Annotated in this window: 15 protein-coding genes; 6 read left to right on the top strand and 9 right to left on the bottom strand. The window is 68.8% G+C overall.

Annotated elements, in window-relative coordinates:
* The first annotated feature begins 85 nt into the window (after positions 1-85).
* The gene (locus ACWPN3_RS03275; RefSeq protein ID WP_492242550.1) at positions 86-553 is read left to right on the top strand and encodes a MaoC family dehydratase; all 468 of its coding nucleotides are present in this window, start codon (positions 86-88) and stop codon (positions 551-553) included.
* 39 nt (positions 554-592) lie between these two features.
* Here ACWPN3_RS03275 and ACWPN3_RS03280 read toward each other — a convergent pair whose 3' ends face one another.
* Both ACWPN3_RS03280 and ACWPN3_RS03285 read right to left on the bottom strand, forming a co-directional pair.
* Positions 593-1,399 (bottom strand): LuxR C-terminal-related transcriptional regulator, encoded by an 807-nt coding sequence (locus ACWPN3_RS03280; protein WP_492261082.1) that lies wholly within the window; start codon positions 1,397-1,399, stop codon positions 593-595.
* Between the two features lie 102 nt (positions 1,400-1,501).
* Positions 1,502-5,035, bottom strand: a complete 3,534-nt coding sequence (locus tag ACWPN3_RS03285) for a hybrid sensor histidine kinase/response regulator (protein WP_492242548.1) — start codon at positions 5,033-5,035, stop codon at positions 1,502-1,504.
* A 432-nt stretch (positions 5,036-5,467) separates the two neighbouring features.
* On the opposite strand from ACWPN3_RS03285, the gene ACWPN3_RS03290 reads away from it, so the two are divergent.
* Together ACWPN3_RS03290 and ACWPN3_RS03295 are read left to right on the top strand one after the other, a co-directional pair.
* Positions 5,468-6,610: a sensor histidine kinase gene (locus ACWPN3_RS03290; RefSeq protein ID WP_109450799.1), complete on the top strand. Its 1,143-nt coding sequence runs from the start codon at positions 5,468-5,470 to the stop codon at positions 6,608-6,610.
* A gap of 19 nt (positions 6,611-6,629) precedes the next feature.
* A complete protein-coding gene (locus ACWPN3_RS03295) occupies positions 6,630-7,019 on the top strand; it encodes a DUF1636 domain-containing protein (protein WP_492242547.1) in 390 nt (129 codons plus the stop codon).
* Between the two features lie 27 nt (positions 7,020-7,046).
* Here the strand turns inward: ACWPN3_RS03295 and ACWPN3_RS03300 are convergent, their stop codons facing one another.
* Complete coding sequence (locus tag ACWPN3_RS03300; RefSeq protein ID WP_109450795.1) at positions 7,047-7,523, bottom strand: hypothetical protein; 477 nt, start codon at positions 7,521-7,523, stop codon at positions 7,047-7,049.
* A gap of 133 nt (positions 7,524-7,656) precedes the next feature.
* Positions 7,657-8,235, bottom strand: a complete 579-nt coding sequence (locus ACWPN3_RS03305) for a TetR/AcrR family transcriptional regulator (protein ID WP_492242546.1) — start codon at positions 8,233-8,235, stop codon at positions 7,657-7,659.
* A gap of 221 nt (positions 8,236-8,456) precedes the next feature.
* Here ACWPN3_RS03305 and ACWPN3_RS03310 point away from each other — a divergent pair, with 221 nt between their 5' ends.
* On the top strand, positions 8,457-8,714 hold the full coding sequence (locus tag ACWPN3_RS03310) for a hypothetical protein (RefSeq protein ID WP_492242545.1): 258 nt from the start codon (positions 8,457-8,459) through the stop codon (positions 8,712-8,714).
* A gap of 44 nt (positions 8,715-8,758) precedes the next feature.
* Here the strand turns inward: ACWPN3_RS03310 and ACWPN3_RS03315 are convergent, their stop codons facing one another.
* From ACWPN3_RS03315 to ACWPN3_RS03330, 4 genes are all read right to left on the bottom strand, one after another.
* Complete coding sequence (locus ACWPN3_RS03315; RefSeq protein WP_492261083.1) at positions 8,759-9,214, bottom strand: transporter associated domain-containing protein; 456 nt, start codon at positions 9,212-9,214, stop codon at positions 8,759-8,761.
* On the bottom strand, positions 9,189-10,064 hold the full coding sequence (locus ACWPN3_RS03320) for a hemolysin family protein (protein ID WP_492261084.1): 876 nt from the start codon (positions 10,062-10,064) through the stop codon (positions 9,189-9,191). The genes ACWPN3_RS03315 and ACWPN3_RS03320 overlap by 26 nt, the downstream gene beginning before the upstream one ends.
* 27 nt (positions 10,065-10,091) lie before the next feature.
* Entirely contained in the window at positions 10,092-10,763 is a 672-nt protein-coding gene (locus ACWPN3_RS03325) for an exopolysaccharide biosynthesis protein (protein ID WP_492242544.1), read from the bottom strand.
* Between the two features lie 264 nt (positions 10,764-11,027).
* On the bottom strand, positions 11,028-11,459 hold the full coding sequence (locus ACWPN3_RS03330; protein ID WP_109450785.1) for a response regulator: 432 nt from the start codon (positions 11,457-11,459) through the stop codon (positions 11,028-11,030).
* A 260-nt stretch (positions 11,460-11,719) separates the two neighbouring features.
* Between ACWPN3_RS03330 and ACWPN3_RS03335 the strand changes: the two genes are divergently transcribed.
* Together ACWPN3_RS03335 and ACWPN3_RS03340 are read left to right on the top strand one after the other, a co-directional pair.
* Complete coding sequence (locus ACWPN3_RS03335; RefSeq protein ID WP_492261085.1) at positions 11,720-13,876, top strand: ATP-binding protein; 2,157 nt, start codon at positions 11,720-11,722, stop codon at positions 13,874-13,876.
* A 106-nt stretch (positions 13,877-13,982) separates the two neighbouring features.
* Complete coding sequence (locus ACWPN3_RS03340; protein ID WP_109450781.1) at positions 13,983-14,591, top strand: transcriptional regulator; 609 nt, start codon at positions 13,983-13,985, stop codon at positions 14,589-14,591.
* 45 nt (positions 14,592-14,636) lie between these two features.
* On the opposite strand, the gene ACWPN3_RS03345 is transcribed toward ACWPN3_RS03340, so the two are convergent.
* Positions 14,637-15,161: a helix-turn-helix domain-containing protein gene (locus ACWPN3_RS03345; protein ID WP_492242542.1), complete on the bottom strand. Its 525-nt coding sequence runs from the start codon at positions 15,159-15,161 to the stop codon at positions 14,637-14,639.
* Positions 15,162-15,703 lie beyond the last annotated feature (542 nt).

The following is a 15,703-nucleotide window of genomic DNA, read 5'->3' on the forward strand; positions in this document are numbered from 1 at the left end:
TTTGCCGGATGCGCCGGGCGGGCTACTCTCCGGCGGCGGCGACAAGGCCCGACCGACAAGACAGACCAAGGGGAGAAAAGCGACGATGCCCGGCCGCCATTTCGAGGATTTCTGCATCGGCGAGGTGTTCGACTCGGAGGGGGCGACCCTGACCGAGAGCCAGATCATGGATTTCGCCCTGCGCTTCGACCCGCAGCCCTTCCACATCGACATGGTGGCGGCGGCGGACGGGCCGTTCCAGGGGCTGATCGCCAGCGGCTTCCACACGCTGTCGCTGACCTTCCGGCTGTTCCGCGACATCGGGCTGATCACCGGCACCAGCCTGGGCGGATCGGGCATGGACGAGCTGCGCTGGCTGCGGCCGGTGCGGCCCGGCGACACCATCCGCGTCCGGGCGGAGGTGGTGGAGACGATCCCGTCCCGCCGCGGCGGCCGCGGCACGGTGCGGCTGGCCTACACCACGCTGAACCAGCGCGGCGAGCCGGTGATGACCTGCATCATGAACCACATCATCGCCGGGCGCAGCGGTGCCGAGCCGACGGTCGAAGTCTGACCGCCGCAAGTCGGACCGGCGGCCCCGACGACGGGGCCGTCACGCCCGCGCGGCCAGGGTGCGGATCGCCAGCGCCGCGGCAGACGCGCGGTTCTCCACGCCGAGCTTGGTGAAGACCTGCTCCAGGTGCTTGTTCACCGTGCGCGGGCTGATGCCCAGGATCTCGCCGATGTCGCGGTTGGGCTTGCCGTTGGCGATCCACAGCAGCACCTCCGCCTCCCGCGCGGTGAGGCCGAGAGCGTCGCGCAGCACCGCCTCCTGCCGGCCGGCGGTCGGCTCGCTGAGGCGGAACAGGTACTCGTCGGGGTTGGCCGGGCTGAGATAGGTGAACTCCAGCCGCCGCACCCCCTCGCCGTCCGGCAACTCCGCCGTGAAGGGTTCGGCCGCACCGCCGGGGCAGGAGGTCCGGCGCAGGCCGGACAGACCGGCGGCCAGGGCGGAGGCGGCGTCCGGCGGCAGGCCGGCCAGCAGCCGCTCCGCCTGCGGGGTGCACCACAGCAGCCGGCCCTCCCCGTCCGTCGCCAGCAGGAAGCGGCCGGTGGCGTCGAGGGCGGCGCGGGCGGCGTAGGCGACGCGGGCGTTGGTCAGATGGACGCGGATGCGGGCGATCAGCTCGTCCACCACGATGGGCTTGGTGACGTAATCGACGCCGCCGGCCTCCAGCCCCTTCACCACATGCTCGGTGTCGCTGAGGCCGGTCATGAAGATGACGGGGATGTGCGACAGGTGGGGGATCTGCTTCAGCCGCCGGCAGGTCTCGAAGCCGTCGAGGCCGGGCATCACCGCATCCATCAGGATCAGGTCCGGCGTGATCTGGCCGACCAGAATCCAGCGCGCCCTCGCCATCGATGGCGACCAGCACGGTCAGGTCGGCCTGTTCGATGGCCTCCGTCAGGAATCCCAGCGTGTCGGGGGTGTCGTCCACCACCAGGATCATGTCGCGGCGCTTCATCCGGTCACGGCCCCGTCTTCTGCCAGATCATCGTCCGCCCGCTCGGTGTCGCTCTGCACTGGGTCTCCCTGGGCAGCGTCGCGCTGCGCCACTGCCTCGTCCACCGCACGCATATACCCTTTCAGGTCGAAGGCGCGCACCAGCGTTCGCAGCCGTTCGACGAAGGGCGTCGCGGCGCCGTCCTCCGCCTCGATCTCGCGCAGCTTGGCCTCGATCCCGCGAATATAGCCGATCCGCCCGAGCTGGCGCAGGTCGTCGAGATGACGCAGCGCCGACGCCGGCGGGCCGGCGGCTGGCTGCGGGGCAGGCGGCCGGACCGGCGTCCGGACCGGCGGCTGGATCGGCGCCGAGGCGGGCATGGATGCTTGATCGGCCGGCGGCGGAGGCGGGGCAAGCGGTTCCGCCGGTTTTTCCACCGCATGGATCCATTCCAGCCCGGTCAGCGCCTGGAGCCGGTCGAGCAGGGCGTGGATTTCGATGGGCTTGGCGACGAAGGCGTCGTGCGGCGCCCGGCCGTCGCCCGGCCCCTGCGCCTCGTAGGCATTGGCCGAGACCATGACGATGCGGATGCGGTCGGCGAACTGCCGGCGCAGTCCCTCCGCCACGTCCCAGCCGCTCTCGCCCGGCATCGAGATGTCGAGCATGGCGACGTCGGGCTTGCACTGCGCCGCCAGTTCCAGGCAGGTGGCGGCGTCGGACGCGGTGAACAGCACGAAGCCCAGCGGGCGCAGGATATCGGTCATCAGCGCCAGATGGTCGCGGTCGTCGTCGGCCAGCAGGATGGTGATCTGCGGCCCGGCATAGCCGGTGATGGCGCGGCGCTCCGCCTGCTCGCCCGGCCGGTGCATCGCCTCCGACAGCAGCAGGCGGACGGTGAAGACGCTGCCCTCCCCCGCCTTGCTGCGCAGCGCGATGTCGCCGCCCATGATCCGGGTCAGCACCCGCGTGATGGTCAGGCCGAGCCCGGTGCCGGCCACCGCCCGCACCGCCGCCCCGCGCCCGCGCTCGAACGGTTCGAAGACGCGGTCCTGATCCTCCTCGCGGATGCCGATGCCGCTGTCGGCGATCTCGAACTCGGCGATCTGGCTGCGGTAGCGGACGGTCAGGGCGACATGGCCGGTTTCGGTGTATTTCACCGCGTTGGACAGCAGGTTGATCAGGATCTGGCGCAGGATCTTGCTGTCGGTGTGGACCCAGGCCGGCAGGTGCGGCACGCGGGCATAGCGGAAGTCCAGCCCCTTGGCCGCGGCCTGGATGCGGAACATGTCGGCCAGCTGGTCGAGGAAGTCGATCAGCTGCACCTTGTCGCGGCTGAGCCGGCGCAGGCCCGATTCGATCTTGGAGATGTCGAGCAGCCCGTCGATCAGGTTCGACAGATGCTCGGCACTGCGGCGGATGACGCGGACGGCATCCTGCGGGCGCTGGGTGCTGTTGCTCTCCAGGAGCTGGGCATAGCCGGAGATGGCGTTCAAGGGCGCGCGGATCTCGTGGCTGACGCCGATGATGTAGCGGCTCTTGGCGGCGTTGGCGGCCTCCGCCACCTCCTTGGCCTTTTGCAGGGCGGCGTCGGTGCGTTCGTGGGCGGCGATCTCGTCCATCAGCATGGCGGTCTGTCGGCCGGTCTCCTCCTCCGCCTTGCGGCGGCTCTCATGGGCCAGCACCAGGAGCCAGGCGGCGACGCCGGACAGGATGAACAGGCAGACGAAGACGGAGACCAGCGCGGTGTGGATCGCCGCCCGCTCCGCCGCCTCGGCATTGGCGTACTGGAAGTCGATGACCACCAGCACCCCGCCCAGCACCAGCGAGAACAGCGTCATCACCCCGATGAAATGGCCGGTGCGGGTGTGGACGCCGGCGGCCATCCGCTTCGGCAGCACCCGTTGCAGGCTGCGGGCGATCTGGTCGGCGAAGCGGCTGTCGGTCTTGCACAGGTCGTGGCAGCGCGCCTCCAGCGTGCAGCAGAGCGAGCAGATCGGCGCGTCGTAGGCCGGGCAGAAGGCCATGTCCTGCCGTTCGAACGGGTTCTCGCAGATCGAGCAGCGGATGGTCGCGGCGTCGCCGGGCAGCCGGTCGGACTTGCGGGCGATGTAATAGCGGCCCTTGGTCCTCCAGGCGATCAGCGGGGCGGCGGCGAAGGCGACCACCAGCCCGATGAAGGGGGCCAGCGCCTGGGCAACCGGCCCGAGAAGGCCGAAGAAGGCGGTGGTGGAGCACAGCACCGACAGGCCCATCGCCCCGGTGCCGACCGGGTTGATGTCGTAGAGGTGGGCGCGCTTGAACTCGATCCCCGGCGGGCTGAATCCCAAGTGCTTGTTGACGGCCAGATCGGCGGCGACCGCCCCCAGCCAGCCCACCGCGACGTTGGCGTAGAGGCCGAGGATGCTCTCGATCACGCCGAGGATGCCGATCTCCATCAGCAGCAGGGCGAGCAGCACGTTGAAAACCAGCCAGACGACGCGGCCGGGGTGGCTGCGGGTCAGGCGGGAGAAGAAGTTCGACCAGGCGATGGAGCCGGCATAGGCGTTGGTGACGTTGATCTTCATCTGGCAGACGACGACGAAGATGCCGGTCAGCGCCAGCGCCGCGGCGGGCGAGCCGAACACGTCGAGGAAGGCCATGTGGTACAGGCTGTTGGGCTGCACCGCGTCCTCCAGCGGCAGCCCGTGCTTGATGGCAAGGAAGGCCAGCAGCGACCCCGCCGCCAGCTTCAGGCTGCCGATCAGCACCCAGCCCGGCCCGCCGGCCAGCATCGCCGCCCACCAGCGCACCCGGCCGATGCGGGCCTGCGAGGGCAGGAAGCGCAGATAGTCGACCTGCTCGCCGATCTGCGGCAGCAGCGAGAGCAGGACCGACGCCGCCATGCCGAAGGGCAGCAGCGACAGCCCGCCGTCGGGGGCGTAGACGCCGGGCAGCGAGGTCCATTGCGCCAGCGTCTCGCGGTCGAGCAGGAAGAAATAGGCCAGCGGCACGCATTGCAGCAGGATCCACACCGGCTGCGTCGCCCATTGCATGCGGCTGATGAAGCGAATGCCGTAGACGGCGATGGGGATCACCGCCAACGAGCTGATGACATGGGCGACCGAGGCCGGGATGCCCAGCACCATGGTCAGCCCGGCCGACATGATGCTGGCCTCGATGGAGAACAAAATGAAGGTGAAGGAGGCGTAGACCAGCGAGGTGATGGTCGAGCCGAGATAGCCGAAGCCGGCGCCGCGGGCCAGCAGGTCGATGTCCACCCCGGCCTTGGCCGCATGGTAGGTGATCGGCAGCCCGACCAGGATGCTGAGCAGCGCCACCGCCAGGATGGCGGCCATGGCATTCTCGAAGCCGTAGGTCAGGGTGACTGCGGCGCCGAGCGCCTCGCAGGCCAGGAAGGAGATGGCGCCGAGTGCGGTGTTGGCGACGCGCCAGGCGCTCCACCGCCGCGCCCGCTCCGCGGTGTAGCGGAGCGCGTAGTCCTCCAGCGTCTGGTCGGCGGCGAGCTGGTTGTATTGCCGGCGTTCACGGACGATCCGTTGCCTCGCGCTCATGCCCGTCCGCCGTTCCCGCCCGTCGCCCCCGATGGCCCGCATCGTCGGGAGTTTCGGGGTGGTTGGCAAGGCGGAAGCGATCCGGCCGGCCTGACATCGCGATCCATGCCATTCGGCACGGGCACCTCCCCGTTCGCATGCCGCCCTTCACACGCCGCGCCGGCACCGGCCTGCGCCGGACGGCCGCCAGAGGCGTATGCGCAAAGCCGGCCGCGGCGTATTCGCGGCGAAGAGGACTTCCAATCCAACCGATCCCAATCCAACCGATCCCACATGGAGCAAGCCGGAAGAGAATGACAGACTCTGTAGCAAGCAGTGTTATCGCAACTGCGCACTGGTCTCTTTTCCAAGGCGCGGACCTGTTGGTCGATCTCTGCCACCCCGGATGGCAGAGAAGCGGGATCATTTTTCAACCATGGATTTATCCTTGTCATGACTCAAAGCATGGTTCCCAGCGCCGATCCGGACCGCCTCGCCGCCCTGCACCGCTATGAAATCCTCGACACGCCGCACGAACCGGGATTCGATCAGATCGTGGCGCTGGCGTCCCATATCTGCGACGCCCCGATCGCCGTCATCAACCTGATCGAGGACAAACGCCAATGGTTCAAGGCGGAAGTCGGCCTCGGCATCCGGGAAACCCCGCTCGACATATCGATCTGCCGCCATTTCCTGGCCCAGCCGGGGGTGACCGTCGTCCCCGACATGCTCGGCGATGACCGGCTCTGCGCCAACCCGCTGGTCGGGGCCGGCGAGGGTCTGCGATTCTATGCGGGCTGCCTGCTCCAATCCCGGGACGGGCACGGCATCGGAACGCTGTGCGTCCTGGACCGGCGCGCCCGCGACCTGAGCGAGGGACAGCGCTTTGCGCTGAAGGCGCTCGCCGACCAGGTGATGGCGCAGATGGAACTCCGTCTGGCCCTGAAGCAGAAGGCCCGGCTGCTGGAGCAGAAGGAAACGCTCCTGAAGGAGGTCAATCACCGGACCAAGAACAACCTTCAGCTGATCAGCAGCATCATCCAGCTCCAGCTCCGCACGCTGCAGGATCCGTCGGCGCGGGAGGCCCTGCTCGACACCAGCAGCCGCATCCGCAGCATGGCGACTCTGCACGAGCGGCTCTACCGGGCCGACGAGGCCGACAGCGTGGATCTCGCGAATTTTCTCGAAACCCTGGCCCAGGGGTTCCAGAGCACGGCGCCGGAGGGCATCACCTTCAGCGTGGACGCCGTCTCCCTTGCGGTTTCCCTCGACAATGCGGTACCGATCTCGCTCATCGTCAATGAACTTGCGACCAACGCGATCAAGTACGCCTATCGCGACACCGGCGGCGGGGAGATCAGGATCACCCTGGAGCGGACGGACGGGAAGGCTGGCTTGCTGGTCAGGGATTTCGGACAGGGATTGCCGGCCGACTTCGACATACGGCGCGGCCGTTCGCTGGGCATGCGGGTCATCCTGGCGTTGGCGGGACAGCTGGGTGCCGACATCTCGATGCGGAACGCCCATCCCGGAGTCGAGTGCCGCCTGAGCTTCGCCCCGCAGCATGTCCAGGCGGCGGACCGCAGCGGACAATGAGCATCAGGAAAGCGAATTCATGACCGTCGAGACCAGGACAGTCGAGCTTGTCGTCTGCGAGACCTGCCGCCGTCCGGAAGACCCGCCCGACGCCGTCCGGCCGGGGGCCGAGCTGGTGGCGCTGATGGAGCGGGCGCTGGCCGATCAGCCCGATCTGGCCGCCTCGGTGCGGCTGCGGCCGATGCGATGCCTGATGAGCTGCAAGCGCCCCTGCGCCGTCGCGGTGCGTTCGCCCACGCGGATGAGCTATGTGCTGGGCGACTTCGCCCCGGACGAGATGACGGTGGAGACGCTGACCGCTTACCTGCGCGCCTATGCCGCCACCGGGGACGGCATCGTTCCGTTCAAGCAATGGCCGCAGGGCGTCAAGGGCCGTTTCGTTTCCCGCCTGCCGCCGCTGGAGGACTGAACCGCGGCCCCCACCGGGGGAGACGGTTTATTGCCGGCGTCGCGCCAGATGGACGATCTGGGCGGTCAGCCCGATGACGAGGAGGACCGCCAAGGCACCCTGGGCGCCCAGCAACAGCGGCGACTTCAGGTCGGTCACCAGGGGGTGGCCGTCCGGAACCCGGCGCAGGATTTCGCTGACCGTCGGCACCATCAGCAGAAAGGCGCTGACGCTGAGGCAGACGGTCTCGACGTAGCGGGCCGCACGCCCCGCCGCCGCTATCCACCCGACCGCATAGCCCGCAAGCAGCAGCAGGATCGTCACGGCACCGATGCCGACGCTCACGGACTGGTGGGCGACGAGAAAGACCGTCGAGGCGCCGATCAGCATGGATGCGAAATAGACGGCACCCGGAAGGGAGCGCGGAACGATCCGGCCGTGGCGGGCGAACATGTAGGCAGCCACCGGGATGGCCGGCAGGCTGCCGAGCGTATGAACCCAGCCAATCGGAGAAATTCCGAACATCGGCGATTTCCTTTCAGGGTCAGAGGAGCGGGAGGGCCGGCAGGACAGGCCCCGCCTCAAGGGACGTTAAAACTACCTACTGGTTGGTAGGCTGCGGGGTCACGCGTTTGCCCGGCGGGTGAGGCCGCCGCTTTCACGCGGCGATCCGCTCCAGCAGGGGACGGGTTATGGTGCCGAAGGCCGTGGCGTCGCCGTAGGCACGGGCCGACAGCATCGCGCCATGCGTGGTCGCCATGAACATCTCGGCGTCGGCCCCGGCGGTTCCGGACAGGCGGAGGCGGCCTTGGGCGGCGCCGCGTTCGAGAACGCCCGTCAACCAGTCGGCGAGCCGACGGAAATGGGCCCGCACCTCAACGGCGACCTCGTCCGGCAGAACCGGGATTTCGCCCGCAAGCAGCGCGCAGACGCAGAAAGGGGCGGCCGTATCGGCGAAACACCGCTCCCAATAGCCGAGATAGGCGCGAAGTTGATCGAGCGGATCGGGGATGGCCTGTTCCAACTGGACCAGTCCGGCCGCAGCCTCCTCCCGATACCGCGCAACGAGCACGCGGACCAGATCGGATTTGCTGGGAAAATGATGGTGAATGCTTGCCGTTCGGATGCCGACGACCTTGGAAATGTCGGCATAGCTGAAACTGTTGTAGCCACCCCTGACGATGAGGGAGCGCGCACAGTCGAGAATATCGTCGGCCCTGGTCGATTGCGTGTTCATGCAGAGAGCCTACCAACTAGTAGGGAGTTCGTCAATATGGAGTGAGTGTCGTAGGGGGGCAGGTACAGCGGACGGCTTCGGGGAGCGGCCCCAACCGGCACGCGGTACCTAAGCCCTTCCCCTTGCCGCTGAAGGATGGGTTTGACAGACCAAGGTGGCGTTCCGATAATTGTTTGTCAGACCAACAGAGTTCGCCCATTGCGGGCGAGGAGGAGCGCCCGATGAAGGTCGACCCCGAGGTCCTGAACTGTGCCACCGGCCTGCTGCACATGGCGCGCGAGGCGGAGCGGTCCAACGGCTGGGAGGCCGGCGACCTTCTGCGCACCACGCTGCGCCTGCTGGTGGTGGCCGGCGCCGACGGCCATGGCTGGGACGCCAACGACCTGTCGGAGGAAGTTCGCGATCTGGTCGAAGCGGTGCGGATGACCAAGGGTGACGGGGGGATGCGCTTCCGCGGCGGGGAGACGGCGCTGCATTGAGGGGGCGCCGGTCTTTCTGTCCCCTCCCCATCCCTCCTCAGCCCTCAGCCCTCGGACACCTCCGGGTTCAGCTGGATCAGCACCTTGTCGATGCGGCGGCCGTCCATGTCGACGACCTCGAAGCGGATGCCGTTCCAGTGGAAATGCTCGGCCGCGGTCGGGACATGACCGAACCGGTCGAGCAGGAAGCCGGCGATGGTGTGGAAATCGCCCTCCCCCTTCATGTTCTTGACGCCGACCAGCGCCTCGACCTCCTCGACCGGGGTCATGCCGTCGACCAGCCAGCTGCCGTCCTCGCGCTGGACGGCGCCGGCCTCGCCTTCCTGGGTGCTGTCGGGCAGCTCGCCGGCGATGGCCTCCAGGATGTCGGTCATGGTGACCAGGCCCTCGACGCTGCCATATTCGTCGACCACCACCGCCATGTGGACGCTGGCCTGCTTGAACAGGTCGAGCAGGCGGAAGACCGGCGTGCCGTCATGGACGACCAGCGGCTGGACCATCGCCGTCCGCAAGTCGAAGGTGATCCCCTTCAAGGACTGGTCGAGCAGCGCCTTGGTCGCGACGATGCCCTGCACCTCGTCGACGTCGCCGCGGCAGACCGGGAAGCGGGAATAGCCGCTCTCGCAGAATCTCGCGCGCCAAGGTTTCGGGGCTGTCGTCGATGTCGAGCCACATCAGGTCGGGGCGCGGGGTCATGATCGACCGCACGGTGCGGTCGGACAGGTGCATGACGCCCTCGATCATCTGGCGTTCGGCCGGCTCGAAGACGCCGCTCTGGGTGCCTTCGGCGATCAGGGTCTTGACCTCCTCCTCCGTCACCGTCTGCTCGCGCGAGGTGGGCAGGCGCAGGAGCTTCAGCACCGCGTCGCTCGACACGCCGAGCAGCCAGACCACCGGGGCCGACAGGCGCGACACCGTGCGCATCGGGGCGGCGACCAGCGAGGCGATCCGCTCCGACGAGATCAGCGCCACCCGCTTGGGCACCAGCTCGCCGATGATCAGGGAGAAATAGGTGATGGCGGCGACCACCAGGGCGAACGCCACGGTGTGGCCGTAGGGGGCGATCCAGGCGACCTGTTCGTCCAGCACGCCGCCGAGCCGTTCGGCGAGCGTGGAGCCGCCATAGGCGCCGGCGATGATGCCGGTCAGGCTGATGCCGACCTGCACGGTGGACAGGAAGCGGCTCGGGTCTTCCGACAGCTCCAGGGCCGCGCGGGCACCGGCGCCGCCCTTCTCCTCGGCCATCTGCTGAAGCCGGGCGCGGCGCGCCGACACCAGCGCCATCTCCGACATCGCGAAGAAGGCGTTGAGCAGGATCAGCAGGACGATGACCAACAATTCCCAAATCATGGCTTTGTGCCCTTTGGGGGCGCTCCCTCAACCGATCAGTTGTTGCGCCACGGCGACCGCCGCCTGCCCGAGACCGAGCAGGACGGCGGCGACGATGACGATGGCAAGAAGGCCGGCGACGAGGCCGGCCGACACGAAGACGCCGTCGGATTCCATCAGCCCCAGCGCGATCAGCGCGATGGCGAGGGCGGGAGGCTGGTTTCCGAAGACGATGGGAAGGGACAGGATGACGGCCAGCACCACCACCGCCAGCCCGAGCAGCCGTTCGGCGGTCGGGCCGGCCATCGCCGGCAGGCGCGGGCGCAGATGGCGCTCCACCCGCTCCGCCCACGGCTTGGCCCGGCGGATCACGCCGAGGAAGGCCTTGCGGTCGAAGCTGGCCGCCAGCATGCGGCGGGGCAGCCAGGGGCTGTGCCGGCCCACCGCCATCTGGGCGCCGAGCAGGATCATCGGCACGCCGGTGGCGGTCGACAGGCCGGGGACCGGCAGCACGTTGGGAATGGACAGGATCAGCAGCAGAGCGCCGAAGGCGCGGTCGCCCAGCGCATCCATGATCTCGCCGAGCGAGATCTTAGAGCGGTCCTCGCCGAGCGAGATTTTAGAGCGATCCTCGCCGGTCGGGCGGCTTGCCGGGGACGGGTCGTCCGGATCGGAACCGCCGGACTCGGCGGCGTCGCCGCGCGTCAGGAAGTCGTCCAACAGATCGGAAACGCGCGCGCAGGACCGGTCCGCGCCGGAGGGGCGTGCGTCTTGCGACCTGGGGGACGACCCGGGAGGTCGATCTTTGCTCACGGCTCTCCCCGAGGCCGGAAACGGGATCGGAGCGGGCCGGGCGAAGGATGGAAGGAACCCATGGACCTTTCGCGTCACGGCGGCAGCAGCCTTCCTTCTACATCAAGGACGGCGAAAGCGCCAGAGCGGGTTGCGGTGCGCAATAAAGCCGCGGGCCGCCGGTCCCGGCTGTCAGCGCTTCTGCATGGCGAAGGTCAGGCGCTTCATCAGGTCGGCCTTCGACACCGGCTTCACCAGATAGCCGGAGATGCCGTAGGCGATGGCGCGCTTGACCACGTCGGCCTCGCGGTGGCCGGTCAGCACCAGAACCGGCAGGTCGGCCAGCGGGTTGCCGGTGGCGGTGCGCAGCGCGTGCAGCAGGTCCAGCCCGCCCATGCGCGGCATTTCCAGGTCGCAGATCACCAGGTCGATGTCCTCGCTGTTCACCCGCAGCATTTCGAGCGCCTTTATGCCGTCCGCCGCCTCGAACACCGTGCGGAGCCCGATGTCGTGCAGCAGCCGGTAGATCAGCTTGCGGGTGAAGTCGTCATCCTCGACCAGAAGAACACCGAGATCCTGTATCGTCCGAACCTGGCGGGTCCGGTTGCCTGCCTCCACCACCATGACGCTCTCCGCTCCGCCAAAGTTCTCCGGCCGCCATCGGCATGGCCGGTCCGCACAGTTTTCGGATTGCAGTGTTGCACAGTCGTTAACGGAATCGCCATGAGGTGGCGATAGAAAATGTTTCGCATGCTTTGTCTGCCCGTCCGGCCCGCATGGCCGGGTCTGCTGGCCGGGCCCTCCAGCCGGGCAATGGCAATCGGCCCCGCGACCGCTTATCCTGTCCCCTCGCGCGCTCTTTTTGAACCGACCGGGATCCGCCCTTGACCGCGCCGCCCTCCTCCCCAACGACGTTCTTCGGCGGCTCGCCCGATGCCGCGATGCTGGCCGCCGTGGTCGAGACCAGCGGGGCCGGCCTCGTCGTGTCCGACGCCACCCGGCCCGACCATCCCATCGTCTATTGCAACCGCGCCTTCCTGGACATGATCGGCTACGAGGCCGGCGAGGTGATCGGGCGCAACGGCGATTTCCTGCAAGGGCCCGACACCGATCCGGACACCGCGGCGGCGATCCGCGCCGCCTTGGCGGAGGCGCGCCCCCTGTCGGTGGAGGTGCTGAACTACCGCAAGGACGGCAGCGCCTTCTGGAACGCGCTGACCCTGCGGCCGGTGCCGGAAGCAGGGGGGCCGTCCGATGGCCGGGCGCGCTGGATCGCCGGCTCCTGCGCCGACGTGACCCAGAGCCGCCGGTCGCAGGAGGAGCTGCGCGCCGCCGAGGACCAGCTGACCCGGCTGGCGGCCGAGACCTTCGCCCTGGCCGAGAAGCTGGACGGCGCGCGCGAGGATGCGGAGGCCGCCCGCATCGCGGCGGAGAATGCCAGCAGCGCCAAGTCACGCTTCCTGGCGATGATGAGCCACGAGCTGCGCACGCCGATGACCGCAGTGATCGGCATGGGCGACCTGCTGATGGGCACCGGGCTGAACGACCAGCAGAAGGCCTTCGTCAGGACGCTGCGGTCGTCGGCCGACACGCTGATGACCATCCTGAACGACGTGCTGGATTTCTCGAAGATCGAGGCCGGGCAGCTGACGCTGGAGGAGATCGACTTCTCCCTGCCCCGGCTGGTGGACGACGTGGTCCAGCTGTTCCTGGTGCGGGCGGCGGCCAAGGGGCTGAGCCTGTCGGCTTCCATCGCCGACGACACGCCGCGCCACATCCGCGGCGACCCGACCCGGCTGCGGCAGGTGCTGTTCAACCTGGTGTCCAACGCCATCAAGTTCACCGACCGCGGCAGCATCGAGATCGCCGTCTGGTCGCCGGATCCCCCCGCCGACCCGCTCACCGGTGCGGCACCGGCCGATGCGCCCGTCACCCTGCGGTTCGAGGTGGAGGACAACGGCATCGGCATGACGGAGGAGCAGCGCGCCCGCCTGTTCGACGCCTTCGTCCAGGCCGACGTGTCGACCAGCCGCAAATATGGCGGCACCGGCCTGGGGCTGGCGATCTGCAAGCGGCTGGTGGAGGCGATGGGCGGCGGGATCACCGTCGCCAGCACGCCCGGCCGCGGCTCCACCTTCCGCTTCTCGATCCTCAGCCGGCTGGCGGAGGCGCCGCCGGTCGGCGAGCTGGGAGCCCGCCCCACGCTCCCCGGGGCGGCCGAGACGCCGGAGCAGACGCAGGTGCCGCTGCGGCTGCTGCTGGCCGAGGACAACGACATCAACCGCATGCTGGTCGTCGCCATGATGTCCCGCATCGGCCACCGGATCGACGCGGTGACCGACGGGCGCGCGGCGCTGGACGCGCTGGCGGCGGCGACCGACTACGACGCGCTGATCCTCGACATGGAGATGCCGGTGCTCGACGGGCGGTCGACCGCGCGGGCGATCCGGCGGATGGACGGGCCGGTCGCGCGCATCCCCATCGTCGGGCTGTCGGCCGACGCCCTGCCGGAGCATCGCGACGGCCATCTGGCCGCCGGGCTCGACGCCTATCTGACCAAGCCGATCGACTGGGACCAGCTGAACGCCGTGCTGGTCGATCTGGCGACGCGGCCGCAGGAGGGGCGCGTGGTGCCGGTGCCCAGCCGGCCGCCGGCCGCCAGCGGCCATTTCTCGGCCCTGCCGCTGGTCGACCGGGTGAAGCTGGCCGAACTGCGGCTGGCGCTGGGCGGCGAGGCGCTGGACGGGATGCTGCAGCTGCTGCCGGAGACGGCGCTGCGCGAGCTGACGGCGATCCGCTCCGCCCTGCAGGCCGGCAGGCCGAAGGAGCTGAAGCAGGCCGCCCACACGCTGGCCGGGCTGGCCGCCAATTTCGGCACGCCACGCATGGCCGCCATCGCGCGGGCCATCAACGACAGCCCGGCCGACACCGACAAGGTCGCAGCCTTGCTGCCCCTGCTGGAAACGACCGTCGCCGCCACAAGCAGCCTGGTGCGCGATCCGGCGGATAGTATCCCCTCTCCCCCCCGGGGAGAGGGTTAGGGTGAGGGGGGCGCACTGCGTGCCCGACCCGAGAATCCTCGCTGTGCATCCCCCTCACCCCGACCCTCTCCCCGGGGGAGAGGGGGATTTTTCAGAGTCCAGGATCATGAAGAAAGCAACGCCGAAGCGGCGCGGCGGGTCGCCGCGCATCATCCATCCCGACCAGTTCGATCTGCTCGACGTGCCCGAGCCGACGGCGGTCATGATCACCTATTCGGGGCGCACCGTCGATCTGGAGAACCCGGACTTCGGCCCCTTCGACATCGAGGACATCGCCCGCCCGCTGGCCTACCAGTGCCGGTTCGTCGGCAACACCCAGCGCTTCTTCAGCGTGGCCCAGCATTGCGTGCTGGCCAGCCGGCTGGCGCCGGAGGGCTATGCCTACGACGCGCTGATGCACGACTGCGAGGAGGCCTTCACCGGCGACTGGCCGACGCCATGGAAGGTGCGGATCGGCCGCGACGCCATCCGGCAGGCGGTGGAGCCGATCAAGAGCGCGCTCGCCCTGCGCTTCGGCTTCCGCCATCCGGAGCCGAAAGCGGTCAAGCTGGCCGACCAGCGGGCGCTGGCGACCGAGCTGCGCGACCTCTGCGCGCCGCACCGCGTCAACTGGCGCGACCTGCCGGACCCCGACGAGGCCGCCATCCTGCCGCTCGGCCCGGAAGAGGCGCTGGCCGACTTCCTGGACCATTACCGGCGGCTGAAGCCGGCCTGAACGCTTCCGGGCGGTTTCAGGCACAGGTCTTCCAGGCAGACGGCCTCAGGCGTGGCCGCCCTGCTCCGCCCGGCGGCCGCGGCCGCGCCTGGACGCCGATGCCCCGCTGGAGGTTGCTCCGCCGCCGGCAGAGGCACCGCCGTCGGCCTGCTGCTCGGCGCAGCGCTCGGCCAGCTCGCGGATGGCGGCCCGGATCTGCGGATCGCGGATGCTTTGGAAATAGCGCGCCAGCATCAGCGCCTCGCGCGATTGCAGGGTGTTCTCCTGCTCCTCGCCGCCACCCGCCGCCGGCACTTCGCCGCCCTCGGCCGCCGGCTGGCGGTTCTCCAGCCCTTCGAAGAAGACGGAGACGGGGACACGGAAGAACTGGCCCAGCTTGAACAGGCGGCTGGAGGACACGCGGTTGAAGCCGCGCTCGTATTTCTGCAATTGCTGGAAGGTCAGCCCCAGCGCCGAGGCGACGTCGCTCTGGCTGAGCCCCGCGAGCATGCGCAGTTCCCGCAGGCGCTGGCCGACGAACACATCGACCTCGTTCAGGCCTTCCTTCTTCTCGCGGCCACGCCGTTTCATCGCTCTTCCCCTTCGCTCCTGTACTGGTCCCGGCAGCCGATTATTCCCGCCGCCGGCCAGTGGGCCGGTCGGCACCCGCCTCGAAGCACCGCTTCCGGCGGCCGAGCCTGGAAATACCTCGCCGGGAAGACGAATCGGCCGGTTTCGGGCATGGAATGCAACTCAGCTATGATCGGGTGTTGCCGATGTCAACCTTGGCTGGACCAGATACCTCTTTTGGGCAGGCGCCTGTTCGCGGGAATCGGCCTGTTGGTCATAGGACCGCACTCTTCTCGCGCATTGCGCGGTATGATTTTACCGAAAGTCGCGCAATCGGTGTCGCGCCGCCCATGCCGTGGCTTGGCTGCGTCATTGTGACCCAAGGTTGCGAAACCCGCTGTGGCGCCGCGGTCGCAGGGCTGCAACATTTGCGGAGCACTAGGCATATTTTGCCGGGCGCCCGGCAAAAACTGCCGCCGATTAACCCTCTCTTCATCAAGACGCCGCAGCATGCCCCAACGTAGGCAAGACCGGCGCGGAACTTGCACAAACCGTTTCGCAAT

The organism is Azospirillum sp. UENF 111221 (assembly GCF_058780625.1).

Excerpts from the sequence above, each read along its gene's own strand:
- ACWPN3_RS03275 (WP_492242550.1), top strand. The coding sequence starts at position 86 with ATGCCCGGCCGCCATTTCGAGGATTTCTGCATCGGCGAGGTGTTCGAC.
- ACWPN3_RS03280 (WP_492261082.1), bottom strand. The coding sequence starts at position 1,399 with ATGGCGAGGGCGCGCTGGATTCTGGTCGGCCAGATCACGCCGGACCTG.
- ACWPN3_RS03285 (WP_492242548.1), bottom strand. The coding sequence starts at position 5,035 with ATGAGCGCGAGGCAACGGATCGTCCGTGAACGCCGGCAATACAACCAG.
- ACWPN3_RS03290 (WP_109450799.1), top strand. The coding sequence starts at position 5,468 with ATGACTCAAAGCATGGTTCCCAGCGCCGATCCGGACCGCCTCGCCGCC.
- ACWPN3_RS03295 (WP_492242547.1), top strand. The coding sequence starts at position 6,630 with ATGACCGTCGAGACCAGGACAGTCGAGCTTGTCGTCTGCGAGACCTGC.
- ACWPN3_RS03300 (WP_109450795.1), bottom strand. The coding sequence starts at position 7,523 with ATGTTCGGAATTTCTCCGATTGGCTGGGTTCATACGCTCGGCAGCCTG.
- ACWPN3_RS03305 (WP_492242546.1), bottom strand. The coding sequence starts at position 8,235 with ATGAACACGCAATCGACCAGGGCCGACGATATTCTCGACTGTGCGCGC.
- ACWPN3_RS03310 (WP_492242545.1), top strand. The coding sequence starts at position 8,457 with ATGAAGGTCGACCCCGAGGTCCTGAACTGTGCCACCGGCCTGCTGCAC.
- ACWPN3_RS03315 (WP_492261083.1), bottom strand. The coding sequence starts at position 9,214 with ATGGTCCAGCCGCTGGTCGTCCATGACGGCACGCCGGTCTTCCGCCTG.
- ACWPN3_RS03320 (WP_492261084.1), bottom strand. The coding sequence starts at position 10,064 with ATGATTTGGGAATTGTTGGTCATCGTCCTGCTGATCCTGCTCAACGCC.
- ACWPN3_RS03330 (WP_109450785.1), bottom strand. The coding sequence starts at position 11,459 with ATGGTGGTGGAGGCAGGCAACCGGACCCGCCAGGTTCGGACGATACAG.
- ACWPN3_RS03340 (WP_109450781.1), top strand. The coding sequence starts at position 13,983 with ATGAAGAAAGCAACGCCGAAGCGGCGCGGCGGGTCGCCGCGCATCATC.
- ACWPN3_RS03345 (WP_492242542.1), bottom strand. The coding sequence starts at position 15,161 with ATGAAACGGCGTGGCCGCGAGAAGAAGGAAGGCCTGAACGAGGTCGAT.